Genomic DNA, 15,377 nt, shown 5'->3' with positions numbered 1-15,377 from the left:
CCACCATGAGCGACCCGGACACCGACTGGACGTTCGCGGACGTCTTCGCCGACGCGCTCGAGGCGGTGCCCGACGAGCACCGCGATCCGGAGCGGTTCGTTCCCGGCGTCGGGCCGCTGTCGGCCGACGTGATGCTCGTCGGCGAGGCGCCGGGGGGCCAGGAAGTCCAGCAGGGCGAGCCGTTCGTCGGCCAGGCCGGCCAGCAACTGAACCGCGCCCTCGAGTCGATCGGCCGCGACCGGCGGGAACTGTACATCACCAACCTCGTCAAGGTGCGGCCGCCGGAGAACCGCGACCCCCACGTCGACGAGATCGAGGCCTGGTGGCCGGTGCTCGAGGCCGAACTCGAGCGCGTCGATCCCGCGGTCGTCGTCCCGATGGGCAGTTTCGCGACGGCCGAACTCCTCGAGACCGACGAGACGATCACGGACCTGCGCGGCGAGGAATTCGAGCGCGAGGTGCCACCCGCCTCGCACGCCTCGGACGGGGAGGGTACCGGCTCCTCGAGCGGGGAGGGAGCCGATGCAAGAGAGCGGACGGAGCGGATCGTCCGTCCGTCGTTTCACCCGGCCGCGGCGCTGTACGACCGGAGCAAGGTCGACGCGATCGAGTCGGATCTGCGGGCGGCCCTCGAGTCGGCGTGAGCGCTCGGGCCCGATTGGGGCGGCGTAGTCGGTGAGCGCCCGAGCACCTGCAGGCAGGAAGGGCTTTTTCCGGCCGGGCGAACCCCGAGGGGATGAGTCCGAGCTTCACCAGCGACGACGTCGGAAAGCCGGTCGAGACGGCCGACGGCGAACGGGTCGGCGTCGTCGCCGACGTCGATCCGGAGACCGCCTACGTGGAACCAGCGTCGGACGTCGGCGACTCGACGCGAGCCGCTCTCGACTGGGGGAGCGGCGAGGAGGCCGTCCCGCTGGCCGACAGCGCCGTCAGCGAGTGGACCGGGGACGCGATCAGACTCGAGGCCGAGGTCGCGGCGGACGCCGTCACGTCGGGCGACGGGCCGAGCGAGGACGCGTCGGCGGACGATGAGACGCCCGAGATCGGATCCCAGGACGCCGACTACGATCCCGGCGAGCCGGTGGCTTCGAACCCCACCGAAGCGCCGCCCGACGAGCCCGGAACGACGCCGGACAACGAAATCGGCGACCGCGAGGGAACGGACCCGATGGTCGAAGACGACGAGTTCTACGACTCCCCGGAGGACGGGCCGCGGGTCGACCCCGACGACCGGATGGAACCGCCGGAGGAGGCCGAATCGCCCTCGGAGACGGAAGACCGAGTCGAGGGGACGACCACCGACGACCACGACCGCGACGACGTCGACGTCGATCCCGACGAGGTGATCGACGGCGAGCCGGAGGCCGAGATCGATTCCGAGGAGGACGTCGCCCGCCGGGGCGGCCCCGGCGACTCGAGCGACTGATCAGTTCGTAATCGTCAGGATCCCGTCGTTGACCGTCACGTCGCTCGCGCCGGCGGGGATGTCGAACTCGAACTGTTGTCCATCTACCACGACGATCGCCGTCCCCTCGACGACGTCGAGCGACGGCTTGGCGCCGGTCGGGCCGAAATCGACCGCGATGACCTGCTCGGTGCCGTACTCGCGTTTCGTGATCGTGACGTCGTCGCGATCGTCGACCGCCGCTTCCAGTTCTGGTGGCGTGTCCATGTGCGAGCGGTCGCGGCCGCTCGCCGTAAGCGGCATGCACGAAACTGCTACCTTCCGGTTCCGCGAGCGCTCCGGTTTTCGGGCCGTCGACTGGTCTCCACCGGTCTCGACGGCGTTTCCGGCCGTCGTCTCGCCACACCTATCCGTACCGGGCCACTAGCGATGTCACAACTCGATCATGGCTCGCAAAGACGACTACTACAACAGGGCGAAACAGCAGGGCTACCGGAGTCGGGCGGCCTACAAGCTCAAACAGCTCGACGACCTCGAGAACGTTATCTCCGGGCGCGACGCGGTCGTGGACCTCGGCGCCGCTCCCGGCGGCTGGCTGCAGGTCGCCGCCGAGAAGGTCGGCCCGCAGGGGACCGTCATCGGCGTCGACCTCCAGCGGATCAAGGACTTAGAAGACGAGACGCTGAACGAGCGCGTCGAGACGATCCGCGGCGACATGACCGAGGCGAAGACCCGCGACCGCGTCACCGACGCCGCGGGCGGCTCCGTGGACGTGGTCGTCTCGGACATGGCGCCTAACATGTCCGGCGAGTACTCGCTGGACCAGGCCCGCTCGCTGTACCTCGCGCGTCAGGCCTTCGAGACCGCGCTCGAACTCCTCGAGTCCGGCGGCAACTTCGTCGTGAAGGTCTTCGAGGGGCCGGACGTCGACGACCTCCGAGCCGATATCGACGACGAGTTCCAGTACGTCCGCGCGACCGCGCCGAAGGCCAGCCGCGAGGAGTCCTCCGAGATCTACCTGATCGGGAAGGGCCGTCTCACCGCCCCCGTTCGGGAAGGCGACGAACTCGAGGTCGAGATCGTCGACGTCGGCAGCGAGGGCGACGGGATCGCGAGCGTCGACGGCTACCGCCTGTTCGTCTCCGGCGCCGAACCCGGCGACGTCGTCGACGTTCGCATCGAGGACGTCAAGCCGAACTTCGGGTTCGCACAGCCCCTCGAGGAGTGAGGACGCCGGCTCGGAACGACGTGAGAGAACTCGGTTCGTTTCGCGCTCGAATCCGCTGTTGGCGCCGTTTTTCGCGCCACTGACGCCGTGTCGCACCGCTACTTTCCCGTTCTCTCGTACCCGCGGATCCGCCGCTATGAACCGTTCACTCCCGCTCGTCGGCCTCGAGTCGGTCGTGTCGCTCGTCGATCTCGTCTAACAGGTCGAGGGTCTTGCGAACCGACGCGCGGATCGCGTCGCTGCGGTTGACGAACTTGCCGTCGTCGCCGACGTGATCGTCCAGATCGTCCAGCAGTTCCTGCGGAATTTCGACGCTGATCTTCGGCATTTGCGTAATCGTTTGCAGGCGGCCGTCTTAACAGTCGTTGTCACGACGGCGGCGACCGACTACTCGGGGGTCGCGCCCGATTCGGGCTCGGGGTCCGGATCGGCCGGATCGCCGCCGCTCCCGCCGCCGCCGAACAGGCGGCCGCCGGCGGTGAGCACGTAGAGGAGGGCGAGCCCGAGCAGATACGTCAGCGCGAGCGGGATCGCCAGCATCAGCATCGTCAGGACGCCCTTCGGGCTGGCGATGGCGGCCAGCGTGAAGATGCCGACGACGACCGGCCGCCAGCGCCCGAGCATCGTCCGGTAGCTGACGATGCCGCCGACGTGGAACAGCGCCATCGTGACGACGATGTTAAAGAGGAAGCCGACGCCGAGGGTCGTGTAGATCACCAGCCAGGAGAAGCTGTTGATCCGGAAGGAGACGACCATTCCGTTCTGGATGGCGTCGGTGATGAGATACGAGATGACCGCCGGGGCGATCCAGTAGAACCCGACGAACAGCCCGGCGCCGAAGCCGAGGAACATCGCGAGCCCCCAGACGAGGAACACCCGCGGGTCGCCCCGAACCAGTCCGCGCTCCCTGGCCGCCGGCCAGCCCCAGTACATGATCAAGGGGGCGACGGAGATGAACGCGAGGATCGTACTCACCTTCACCATGAAGATCAGCACCTCGACGGGGTGGAGGGCGATGACCAGCCCCAGCTCGTTGATCAGTTCGGTCGTCGTCTCCGCGCCCGCGACCGCGCTCCCGCCGGAGACCTCGCGGAGCACCTCGTCGGGGACGCGGTCGACGAACTGCGCGAGGATGACCCCGAACCCGCCCTGGTACAGCGCGAGGAACGAGGCCGCGAGGACGGCCATGAAGACGCCGACGATGTAGATCGCCTTCGACGTGAGGCTGTTGACGATGAACGCGAGGTCGTAGGCGTAGCCGCCGATGTCGTCCTCGGTCGTCTCGTCTTCGGTGAACGCGTCGAGCATCCCAGCGGCGGTACTCGAGAAGACGCTTCCCTCCTCGTCGCCGCCGTCGCCGGCCCCGCCGGCTGCGTCGGCGGCCGCCCCCGGCCGCCTCGGCGGCTGCGGCACCGCCCTCGCCGTCCGCGTCGTCGCCCGCCTGCTGTTCCTGCAGCGTGTCGAACCGGTCGAGGATCGCCTGGGCCTTCTCCCGGTTATCGTCGTACATCGCCTTTCGGGAGTAGTCGAGGGCCTCCTCCTCGTCCATCGAGAGGAAGACCGTCGCCGGAATCTCCCCGATGTCGTCGGCCGAGAGCGTCTCGAAATCGACGTCTTCGGGATCGTCCGCGTTCCGGAGATCACCCTCTCGGGGGTAGACCGGCGCCTGTAACACGCGGACCGTGTAGACGAGGAGGACGAGGAACCCGACTGCGGCGGCGACGGCCGCGCCGACGGCGACGTCGCCCAGCAGTCCGTGTTCGGCCGCGTACGTCTCGAGGCCGAAGGTTCCCTCGGGCCGGATCGGCGCCGGGAGCAGCGGGAAGACCGCTTCGTCTAAGGTGTCGGCCCCGTCCTGATTGATGAAGATGCTCGTTCCGACGGCGATGAGCGCCAGCGCACCCCCGAACTGGAGGAGGCGGCGTTTCATCAGCGAGGTCCCCGTCTCGAGCTCGGCCGCGCCGCGCCGACGGATGTTGGCGACGACCTTCGCGAGACCGAGGCTGAACCCGTAGAGAGCGACCAGCGGCAGCGCCCACATCACCAGCGTGAACGGGTCCGGCGGCGAGAAGGCCGCCCCGAAGACCGTGATGGCGACGACCGCGTGGCGCCACTTGTCCCGGAACATCTCGTAGGAGACGACCTCGGTGTACGACAGGACGCTCATCGCCAGCGGAAGCTGCGCCGCGAGCCCGAAGGAGATGGTCAGCAGGGCGATGAACTCGGTGAACTCGGTGATCCCCCAACTCGGGGTGACGCCCGCGTCGTAGGCGACCGAGCCGAGGAATTCGAAGGCGAAGGGGAAGAAGATGCCGTAGGCGTAGCCGACGCCGATCCAGAACAGCGTGAACGACGTCAGCGCGAAGAGCGCGATGTATCCGCGCGAAACCGGGAACGCCGAATCGAAGCCGCGTTCGCGAAGCGTGTGCCGCGAGAAAAACAGGAGCGCCGGGATCGCGACGATGACGCCGATCAGCATCCCGATCTTCGCCTGCAAGAGGATGACCTCGAACGGCGTGCGGGTGATGATTCGGGTCGCCTCGGCGACCGTCTCGTTCATCTGCGCTTTCGCCGTCGCCTCGAGGAAGTCCCAGATGAAGACGCGAAGGGCGTAGAACGAGCCGATGAAGCCGATGACGAAGACGATGAATACCTTCTGGAGATGCGTCTGCGCGGTCGAGAGCATCGTACCGACCGTCTCCCGACCGGCGTTGATGGCTTTGGCCGTATCCTCGTCGACGGCAGAACTCATTGATCGTCTGTGGCTAACTGACATCCGGTTATCAACCTTTCGTGTGCTGGGGCCGGCTACGGGCGCGTACTCGACCTTCATCGCTTTCGCAGGATGTCCGTAAGAAAAAGGCCTATAACCGGGGGCCCGTCATACCTCTATAGATGTCGGACGAGCCGGCGAACCGTAGGGACGTCGAGGGGTCCACGGAGCCGCGGGAATCGGCCAGCGTGGACCCGCCGATCGCCGGCGGGAGCGACGACGCCCCGCCGGTCGCGACTGACGGCGGGGAGGAGCCCGATTCCGACGACCGGCCGATCGAAACCGACGGCGAGGGCGTCGTCGGCGATCACGCCGATCACGGTGAGGCCGACTACCCCGATCCCGACGACGATATCGGCGGCATCTCGACGCCCCCGGACGACGAGGAGATGCCGTTGGCCGACCACATCGAGGAGATGGTGCTCCGGTTCGCGGTCGTCCTCCTGTTCGGGGCGACCGGAACCGCGATCGGACTGCTGGGGGCGTCGGAGGCCCTCGAGTTCATCTGGCTCGACGTCTTCCCGGCCCAGGCCGAGGAAGTGCCGCCGCCGCATATCTATCATCCCCTCGAGCTGTGGATGACGCGGATCAAGCTCTCGGCGCTGCTGGGCATCATGGTGGCCCTGCCGACGTTCGTCTACGAGTGTTACAAGTTCATGAAGCCGGGGCTGTACCCCCACGAGCGCAAGTACTACCTCGCGTCCGTTCCGCTGAGCGTCGTTCTCGCCGCGCTCGGCATGCTGTTCTCGTACGTGCTCGTCCTGCCCGTCCTCTTCCAGTACTTCACGTACTACGCGGAGGGCAGCGCCGATATCGCGTACGCGCTCGGCGAAACGTTCGACCTGATCATCACGCTGACCGGCTTCCTCGCGATCGTCTTCCAGATTCCGCTGTTCATCATGCTCGCGATCATGATGGGCGTGACGACCCGCCGCTGGCTGGCCCAGAAGCGCCTCTACTTCTGGGCGGGCTTCGCGGGGCTGTCCTTCATGTTCACGATGGATCCGACCATGATGGCGCCCATCCTCGTGGCGGTCACGATGATCCTGCTGTTCGAGGGGACTCTCCTCGTCCTGAAGTGGGTCGGGCGGGACTGACCGTTCGGTCGGCGATTCTCGCGACGCGACCGGCTTTTCCTGCGACCGTTTCGTTCGGGAGCGACTGCGTTCGCGAGGACTCGAGTCCACCCCCGCGTCCGTGTGTCACAATCCCCCATCATATGACCCGTCGATTCGTGGACGCCCGTCCGATCGCTCCCCTCGTCCGATGATTTCACATCCTTATATTCTCCCTATCCATCCGTAGATTGATGGATGGGTCGCGTTATCGGAGAAATAATCACAGTTTGTAAACGATTACCGTTTAGTAGTCCCATACGTTCCCTATTGCTGTGAAAGAGTTCATGAAGTTGGGCCAAACTCTCGATGAAGAGTGTGATTGTAAATCACACGTCGGTCGTCTCGGGTCGGGCCGGAGGTGGACGGCGTGACTGACCTGGTATCGACGACGTGTATGCGGTGTGCCGTCGGCTGCGGTCACGTCCACCGGCCCGTCGAACAGGGTTACGGCCTCGACGTCGTCCGCGGCGACGCCGCTCACCCGGTCAACAACGGGCTGGCCTGTCAGCGCGGCATCACCGAGTCCGCCGATCCCGGCGCCGAGTGGCTCACCCGCCCGCTCGTCCGCCGGAACGGCGACCTGGTGCCGACGACCTGGGAGACCGCCTTAGAGCGCGCCGCCGAAGGGCTCGACGCGGCGCTCGAGGGCGGCGACGGCGGCGAGGGCGTCGCGGTGCTCGGCAGCGGCCAGCAGACCAACGAGGCCGCCTACGCGCTGGGCAAACTCGCCCGCGGCGGCTTCGGCACGCCGTACTACGACGCCAACACGACGCTGTGTATGGCCTCGGCCGTCACGGCCTACTACGACGCCTTCGGCAGCGACGCGCCGCCGCCGACCTACGACGACATCCCCGAGGCCGAGACCCACCTCGTCTGGGGGGCGAACCCCGCGGCGGCCCACCCGGTCATGTTCCGGTGGATCAACCAGTCGGCCGACGAAGACGACTCGGAACTGATCGTCGTCGATCCCATCGAAAGTGAGACCGCCGAGGTCGCAGACCACCACGTCCCCCTCTCGCTCGGCGGGGACCTCGACCTCGCCCGCGCCGCCCTCGCGCGCGTCATCGAGACCGACCGCGTCGACGAGGCGTTCGTCGCCGCGGCGACTGACGGTTTCGACGCCCTCCGCGAGGACCTTCCCGACGCCGCCGATGCCGCCGCGGCCGCCGGCGTCTCCCTCGAGGACGTCGATCGAATCGCCGCGGCGCTCGAGGATCCCACGCTCGTCTACTGGGGAATGGGGATCAACCAGAGCGTCAACGGCACCGCGGCGTCGGGCGCGCTGATCGACCTCTGCCTGGCGACGGGGAACCTCCGACCCGGCTCGGGTCCGTTCTCGCTGACCGGCCAGGCCAACTCGATGGGGACCCGCGTCTGCTCCTCGAAGGGATCCTGGCCCGGCCACCGGCCCTTCACCGACCCCGAGCACCGCAGCGAGGTCGCCGAGACGTGGAACGTTCCGCAGTCGCGGCTCCCGGACGATCCCGGCCCCGGCCCGGTCGGGATCGTCGACGAGATCGGCGACGACGTCGCCGCCGTCTACGCCGTCGCGACCAACCCCGTCGCCGGCATGCCCGACGCCAACCGCGTCCGCGAACGGCTCGAGGACGCCTTCCTCGTCGTGCAGGACGCCTTCCGCAGCGAGACGGTCGAACTCGCCGACGTCGTGTTCCCCGCCGCGACGTGGGGCGAGTCGGAGGGAACGACGACCAACATGGAACGAACGGTCTCGCGCGTGCGCGCCGCGACGGAGACGCCGTCGGGCGTGAAAACCGACCTCGAACTGATCGGCGACCTCGCCGACCGGCTCGTTCCCGACCTCTTCGACGACCCGCTCGAGCCCGACGCGGTCTTCGACGAACTGGCGGCGCTGACCGAGGGCACCCCCGCCGACCTCTCGGGGATCAGCTACGACCGCCTCGAGGAGGAGATGGCGGTTCGCTGGCCCGCGCCGGAACCGGACGTCTCGGGCGGCTACCGCTACTACGAGGGACCGACGACCGACGACGAGCGCGAGGCCGACGCCGAGGCGACCGACCGCGCGGAGTCGTGGTCGTTCCCGACCCCCTCCGGCCGCGCGCAGTTCTCGACCGGCGAGGCCCGGCCGCTGCCGGAGTCGACCGACGAGGAGTACCCCTTCACGCTGACGACGGCCCGGCGTCCCGACGCGTACAACTCCGGCGTCCGCGCGCGCGACGACGACCCCGTCGCCCGGGTCAGCCCCGCGACGGCCGCCGCGCTGGCCGACGAACTCGAGTCCCGTCCCGACGAGTCCGACGAGGACGACCCCGCCGAGTACGCTCACGTCGTCTCCCGCCGGGGCTCGATCACCGTCCGCGTCGAGCGCGACGAGTCGATTCCCGACGGCGTGGTCTGGCTCCCGATCCACCAGCCCGAAGTCAACGAACTCACGCTCTCGGACGTCGACCCGCGTTCGAAGGAACCCAACTTCAAACAGTGCGCGGTCCGCCTCGAGGCGCCCCGCGAGCGGGAGGCCAGGGCGGTCGCGGAAGCGAGTGCCTGACGATGGCGGTCGTTTTCGGGTGTTCGACCGATGCGTGAGCGACCGCCGGCGACGACCGACGCGAGCGACGGGTCTGCGCCGCCCGTCCGAGGGACGCCGCGACGGGGCGTCGCCTCCGCGACCCTCGGGTTTTTCGTCGGCTTCGCCGGCGTCGTCTGCTACGGGCCCGTCGCCTCGGAGTTCGAGGGCGCGATGGGGCTCTCCGGACTGTTGCTCGGGTTGCTCGTCGCCGCGCCTCAGCTAACCGGCTCCTTGCTCCGGATCCCCTTCGGGGCGTGGGTCGAGGACGTCGGCGCGAAGAAGCCGTTTCTGGTCCTGCTCGGCCTGTCGATCCTCGGGATGGGCGGTCTGTCGGCGCTTCTGGTGACGGCCTATCCGGACGGGCTCACGATGGCCCACTACCCGATCGTGTTCTTCTTCGGGGCGCTGTCGGGCTGTGGCATCGCGACGTTCTCCGTCGGGTCCACCCAGACGTCGTACTGGTACCCCTCGGAGAAACAGGGAACGGTGCTCGCGGTCTTCGGCGGGCTCGGCAACACGTCGCCGGGGCTGTTCACGCTCGTCCTCCCCGTCGCGCTGGCCGCGCTCGGCCTCACCGGCGCGTACCTCGCGTGGTTCGCGTTCCTGATCGTCGGGACCGTCGCCTACGCGTTCTCCGCCGTCGACGCGCCCTACTTCCAGTTCGTCGAGCGGGGCGTCGGCGAGCGCGAGGCTCGGCGGCGCGCCGAGGCCTGCGGCCAGGACCTCTTTCCCGGCGGCGACGCGATGGCCTCGATCCGGGGTGCGGCGAGCATCCCCCGGACGTGGGTCCTCGTCGCGCTGTTCTTCACCTCGTTCGGCGGCTTCCTCGCGCTGACGACCTGGCTCCCGTCGTACTGGCAGGCCGTCCACGGCGTCGACGTGCGAACCGCCGGCGCGCTCACGGCGGTCGCCTTCACGCTGCTCGCGGCGGTGATCCGCGTCCCGGGCGGCGTCGTCAGCGACCGGCTCGGCGGCGAGCCGACCGCGATCGCCAGCTTCGGCGCGATCGTGCTCGCGACGGCGCTGCTCGTCATTACCCGCGAGTTCGCCCTCGCCGTCGCCGCGACGATCCTGCTCGGCGCGGGCATGGGGGTCGCCAGCGCGGCCGTCTTCCAGCTGGTGCCGACGTACGTCCCCGACGCCGTCGGCGGCGCCTCGGGACTGGTCGGCGGCATCGGCGCCTTCGGCGGCTTCGCCATCCCGCCGATCCTCGGCCTCTTCGTCGACCTGCAGGGGACGCCGGGCTACGCGACCGGCTTCGTCGTCTTCCTCGTCCTCGGGGTCGTCTCGATCGGCCTCTCGAGCGGGCTCTACCGAACCCGGTCGGCGCTCGTTCCCGCCGATTCGTCGGCGCCCGCCGACGACTGACCGGGCGCGTCTCGATCGCGGGTCGATTACTGTAGCGGGGGTTCGTTATCCACCCACGGGCGAGGAACCCGCGATACGTACAGACAAAGGCGTACCGAAGTGGCTATCCACCTCTCCGATGGGTGCTGAAAAGCGTACTGAACGAGGCCCGTATTCGCCATTCCTCTGCAGATACCGACCGAATGAAGACTTATCTGATCGACGCACCATACTATTGCTCGTATGAGTGAATCAGCGGGGTCTTCTAGCTCGGTGTTCTGGGGAGACACCGATGACACCGAGGCCCTCCGGCGCTATCGGGTGCTCGTGAACGCGATCGACGATGGTATCTACCACCTCGACGGCGACGGTCGATTCATCGCGGTGAACGACAGCATCGTCGAGCTAACGGGATATGCACGCGAGGAACTGCTCGGCGCACACGTCTCTCTGCTGCTCGACGACGACGACTCGACCACTGAATCGTTCCTTACGAATCCTGCCGATCGAAGCAAACAACTCGAGTTCGCCGTACGGACTGCCGAGGAAGACCACGTTCGCTGCGAAGTACGGGTCAGCCCGCTCGAAGCGGACGACACGATGCAGGGAACCGTCGGTATCGTTCAAGAGATCACCGACCCCGGAGGGCCGGAGCAGCCACTCGATGAATCCGACCAGCGACACAACTGCGATCCGACCACCGAGTGCGAACGGAGTCTCCGCGAGACGAAAACTCGACTCGAGGTCGCCAAGTCCGCTGGATCCGTCGACACGTGGTCGTGGGACCTCCACGAGAACGGCGTGACTGCGGACGTACGTCTCGCTGAGTTCTCCGACACGGACTCAGAGGCGGTCACTACAGGCGTACCGATCGAGGAATTCTTCGCCTCGGTTCACGAGGCAGATCAAGAACGGGTACGGAACCGCCTCGACGAGGCGGTCGAGGAGACGGGTGAGTTCGAGGTCGAGTACCGCATTACTGACGCGGAGGGCGACACGCTGTGGGCGGTGTCCCGCGGCGAAGTCGAGTACGACAGTAGCGGTGAGCCGAGCCAGATAATCGGCGCTACCGCCGACATCACCGAACGCAAGGAAGCGGAGGCGGAGTTGAAGAGAACGACCGCCGAGGCCGAGGAGCAGAAACGGCTCTACGAGACGATCGTCTCCAGCACGCCCGATCTCATCTACGCCTTCGACCTCGAGTACCGATTCACGTTCGCCAACGACGCGGTACTGGAGATGTGGGGCCAAACCCGTTCGGAGGCCATCGGGAAAACGCTGCGGGAGATCGGCTACGAACCGTGGCATGCGGAGATGCACGAACGTGAAATCGACGAGGTCATCGAGACGAAAGAGCCCGTTCGCGGCGAGGTCGCGTTCCCGCACGCCGAACGCGGCCGTCGAGTCTACGAGTATATCTTCGCACCGGTGCTCGACGACGACGGCGAAGTCGAAGCCATCGCCGGGACATCGCGCGACGTCACCGAACGCAGGCGGGCCGAGGAGAAACTCCAGAAGAATAAAGAACGATTCCGAGCGCTGGTCACTGCCAGTTCGGACGTGGTGTATCGCATGAGCCCTGATTGGAACGAGATGCACGAGCTCACGGGCAAAGAGTTCCTCGCCGATACGGACGAACCGACCAGTGACTGGCTCGATAAATACATTCATCCGGACGAACAGCCGCGAGTCACGGAGGCTATCGACGAAGCAATTCAGACGAAGAGCACGTTCGAGTTGGAACACCGGGTGGAACAGGACGACGGGAGCACGGGCTGGACGTTCTCGCGTGCAATACCGATGTTGGACGAGGACGATGAGATCGAGGAATGGATCGGAATGGCGAGCGATATCACCGAACGCCGCGAATACCAGCGCAAACTCGAGGAATCTAACGAGCGGTTGGAGCAGTTCGCCTACGCCGCCTCCCACGACCTCCAAGAGCCCCTGCGGATGGTCACGAGCTACCTCCAACTCCTCGAGAATCGGTACGCCGACGCCTTCGACGAGGACGGCGAGGAATTCCTCGAGTACGCCGTTGATGGAGCCGAGCGCATGCGCGAGATGATCGACGCCTTACTCGAGTACTCGCGGATCGAAACGCGGGGTGATCCGTTCGAGTCCGTCGACCTGAACGAGATTCTCGAGGACGTGCTCGCAGATCTCCAAGTCCAGATTGCGGAGAGCGGCGCCGAAGTGACGGTCGAGGAACTGCCCCGCCTCGAGGGCGACGTCAGTCAGCTCCGTCAATTGTTCCAGAACTTGCTCGACAACGCGATCACCTACAGCGGCGACGAGCAACCGCGGGTTCACGTCGACGCGGATCGACGCGGCAACGAGTGGCTCATCTCGGTCGAGGACGACGGCATCGGCATCGAGCCCGACGACCAGGAGCGGGTATTCACGGTCTTCGACCGACTCCACAGTCGCGAGGAGTACGACGGGACAGGCATCGGTCTCGCGCTCTGCCAGCGGATCGTCGAGCGCCACGGTGGTGTGATCTGGGTTGACTCCGAACCCGGCGAGGGCTCGACGTTCTCGTTCACGCTCCCGGCCGAAAGTGAACACGATCTATGACCGGCCTGTATTGACCGCCCACCCGTTCACACGGACTGAGCAGTTGACTGCTGAATACGCGCCGTGTCTCTCGCACGACGCAATGAAACTGACCGACCCCCGTCGTAACTCCCGGTGTTCGGTTCGCACGTGTACTTAGCGAACCGTTCGACTCCGTTTTAGATATCATTCCGAATAACGAACCTCGCTACTCTACTGATAGAACTGGACGACCGTTCGTCCGCTCGAGGCTGCATACGCCGTACAAACGGACCATTCCCGGCCCCGACGAATCGTAATTCTATCGCGCGCGACGGAGGTACCGGTCGCGCACCGATCGGCGCTCGCCGCTGACTCCCACCCGGTTCCGAGTCCGACTCGCCGTTTCGAATCGGCCAATTGCCACGTCCCTCGAGTCGAATATACGTCCTAATACACATCATATCCGATTGGAGATGCTACGTTCGACGCTGGAATGGGGAGAAAAATACTAGTATGTAAACGATTACTGTTATATGGTTTAGAGCCGTGACGTAAAAACGTGAATTACATCATGTTTGGAGAGGAAATTCGCGTATTCAGTTCCGATCGTCCGATCGGGGTGGTCGCCGATGGCGCATAAGAAAGAAGAACAGAAGGAAGACTGCTACGGCGACGAAGTACGAGAACACATCGAGCGCTTCGCCGAGAACGGCGGCTTCGAGGCCATCCCGGATGACGAAGTCGACACGTGGACCACCCGGTTCAAGTTCTGGGGCGTCTTCCAGCAGCGCTCCGGACAGGAGGAGTACTTCATGATGCGGCTGACCAACGCCAGCGGCATCCTGGAGCCGGGTCAGTTGCGCCGTATCGGCGAAGTCGCGAAAGAGTACGCGAAGGGTCCCGTCGCCAACCCCGAGTTCGGGAACGGCTGGATCGACCTGACGACACGCCAGTCCGTCCAGCTCCACTGGCTCAAACTCGAGGACGTTCCCGAGATCTGGGAGCAACTCGAAGCCGTCGGCGTCCACTCCCGCTCGGCGGGCGGCGACACGATGCGCAACATCTCCGGCTGTCCGCTCCACGGCAAGGCCGAGGAGTTCGTCGAAGCCGGTCCCCTGCTCGAGCGCTTCGAGGAGGACCTGCGCAAGGACGACGCGCTGGCGAACATGCCCCGGAAGTTCAACATCAGCGCGTCGGGCTGTACGGTCGGCTGCGCCCAGGACTCGATCAACGACATCGGGTTCGAGCCGGCGACCAAGGAGGTTGACGGCGAGGAGGTCCGCGGGTTCAACGTCCGCATCGGCGGCGGGCTCGGCGGTCGCCAGCCCCGCGCCGCGACGCCGCTCGACGTCTTCGTTCGCCCCGAGAACGCCTACGAGGTCGGCCGCGGCTTCGTCGAACTCTACCACGACTACGGCGACCGCCAGAACCGCTCGAAGAACCGCGCCCGGTTCTTCGCCGAGAACTGGGGGATGGCGAAGATCCGCGAGACGCTCCAGGAGGAGTACGTCGACTTCGAGATGCTCCGCGCGGGCGAGGACTTCCGCGAGGAGTACACCTACAACGCCGGCCGCCCCGTCGAGGAGGGCCAACACGACCACGTCGGCGTCGGCGACCAGAAGGACGGCCGGAATTACGTCGGCCTGAGCGTCCCCGTCGGCCGGCTCCCGGCCGAGGACGCCATCGAACTCGCCGACCTGGCCGACGAGTACGGCTCCGGCGAGGTCCGGCTGACCCGCCGCCAGAACCCCGTTATCGTCGACGTCGCCGACGAGGACCTCGAGGGGCTGCTCGCGGAACCGATCCTCGAGGAGTACCCCGCCGAGCCGAGCCCGTTCGAGCGCGGGGCGATGGCCTGTACCGGCACCGAGTTCTGCTCGATCGCGCTGACCGAGACGAAGGGGCGGATGGCCCACATGCTGCGCTGGTTCAACGAGAACGTCGACCTGCCCGACGACGTCGGCAAGATCAAGATGCACTACTCCGGCTGTACGGCCGACTGCGGCCAGGCGATGACCGCCGACATCGGCCTGCAGGGCATGCGCGCGCGCAAGAACGGCGAGATGGTCGAGGCCTTCGACATCGGCGTCGGCGGCGGCGTCGGCGAGGACCCCTCCTTCATCGACTGGATCCAGCAGCGCGTCCCGGCCGACGAGGCCCCCGGCGCGATCCGGAACCTGCTCGAGGCCTACGCCGCTCATCGCAGCGAGGGCCAGACGTTCCGCGAGTGGATCGAGGCGACGGGCGAGGAACAGCTCGTCGAGTTCTGCGAACCCGAGGAGACCGACTTCGAGGCCCCGTACATGGGCGACGCCAAGCAGTCCTGGTACCCCTTCGCCGAGAGCGAGTCCGCGGCGGCCGCCGCCGGCGAGGAGTCCGTGGCACCCTCCGACGACTGACTGCGTTCACGCGGTGTGATCGCT

General features: G+C 66.7%; 10 protein-coding genes and 1 pseudogene. 8 read left to right on the top strand and 3 right to left on the bottom strand.

All coding sequences use genetic code 11. The features are described 5' to 3' along the window. The first annotated feature begins 5 nt into the window (after window positions 1-5). Window positions 6-644 (top strand): uracil-DNA glycosylase, encoded by a 639-nt coding sequence (locus HTZ84_RS16580; RefSeq protein ID WP_174681683.1) that lies wholly within the window; start codon window positions 6-8, stop codon window positions 642-644. Between the two features lie 92 nt (window positions 645-736). Further along, window positions 737-1,426, top strand: a complete 690-nt coding sequence (locus HTZ84_RS16575) for a hypothetical protein (RefSeq protein ID WP_174681682.1) — start codon at window positions 737-739, stop codon at window positions 1,424-1,426. Here the strand turns inward: HTZ84_RS16575 and HTZ84_RS16570 are convergent, their stop codons facing one another. After that, window positions 1,427-1,672, bottom strand: a complete 246-nt coding sequence (locus HTZ84_RS16570; RefSeq protein WP_126663902.1) for a DUF7127 family protein — start codon at window positions 1,670-1,672, stop codon at window positions 1,427-1,429. A 178-nt stretch (window positions 1,673-1,850) separates the two neighbouring features. Between HTZ84_RS16570 and HTZ84_RS16565 the strand changes: the two genes are divergently transcribed. Next, on the top strand, window positions 1,851-2,633 hold the full coding sequence (locus HTZ84_RS16565; protein ID WP_174681681.1) for a 23S rRNA (uridine(2552)-2'-O)-methyltransferase: 783 nt from the start codon (window positions 1,851-1,853) through the stop codon (window positions 2,631-2,633). 145 nt (window positions 2,634-2,778) lie between these two features. Here the strand turns inward: HTZ84_RS16565 and HTZ84_RS16560 are convergent, their stop codons facing one another. Further along, window positions 2,779-2,961, bottom strand: coding sequence for a hypothetical protein (locus HTZ84_RS16560; protein WP_008893061.1), 183 nt, complete (start codon window positions 2,959-2,961; stop codon window positions 2,779-2,781). 59 nt (window positions 2,962-3,020) lie between these two features. After that, a pseudogene (locus tag HTZ84_RS16555) lies at window positions 3,021-5,385 on the bottom strand (twin-arginine translocase subunit TatC). 143 nt (window positions 5,386-5,528) lie between these two features. On the opposite strand from HTZ84_RS16555, the gene tatC reads away from it, so the two are divergent. The 5 genes from tatC (at window position 5,529) to HTZ84_RS16530 (ending at window position 15,353) form a co-directional block, all read left to right on the top strand. Further along, window positions 5,529-6,503 carry a twin-arginine translocase subunit TatC gene (gene tatC, locus HTZ84_RS16550; protein ID WP_174681680.1) on the top strand — a complete coding sequence of 325 codons (975 nt, stop codon included), beginning with the start codon at window positions 5,529-5,531 and terminating at the stop codon, window positions 6,501-6,503. A gap of 415 nt (window positions 6,504-6,918) precedes the next feature. Beyond that, on the top strand, window positions 6,919-9,048 hold the full coding sequence (gene nasA, locus HTZ84_RS16545) for an assimilatory nitrate reductase NasA (protein ID WP_174682611.1): 2,130 nt from the start codon (window positions 6,919-6,921) through the stop codon (window positions 9,046-9,048). Between the two features lie 30 nt (window positions 9,049-9,078). Continuing rightward, window positions 9,079-10,437 (top strand): MFS transporter, encoded by a 1,359-nt coding sequence (locus HTZ84_RS16540; RefSeq protein ID WP_174681679.1) that lies wholly within the window; start codon window positions 9,079-9,081, stop codon window positions 10,435-10,437. Window positions 10,438-10,659: 222 nt separating this feature from the next. Further along, a complete protein-coding gene (locus tag HTZ84_RS16535; RefSeq protein ID WP_174681678.1) occupies window positions 10,660-12,993 on the top strand; it encodes a PAS domain S-box protein in 2,334 nt (777 codons plus the stop codon). A gap of 590 nt (window positions 12,994-13,583) precedes the next feature. After that, window positions 13,584-15,353 carry a nitrite/sulfite reductase gene (locus tag HTZ84_RS16530; RefSeq protein ID WP_174681677.1) on the top strand — a complete coding sequence of 590 codons (1,770 nt, stop codon included), beginning with the start codon at window positions 13,584-13,586 and terminating at the stop codon, window positions 15,351-15,353. Window positions 15,354-15,377 lie beyond the last annotated feature (24 nt).

The sequence above is a fragment of the Haloterrigena gelatinilytica genome (genome assembly GCF_013342145.1).
GTDB classification, from domain to species: domain Archaea; phylum Halobacteriota; class Halobacteria; order Halobacteriales; family Natrialbaceae; genus Haloterrigena; species Haloterrigena gelatinilytica.
The sequence above is the reverse complement of the archived record's forward strand: the minus strand, read 5'-3'. Positions and strand labels throughout refer to the sequence as shown.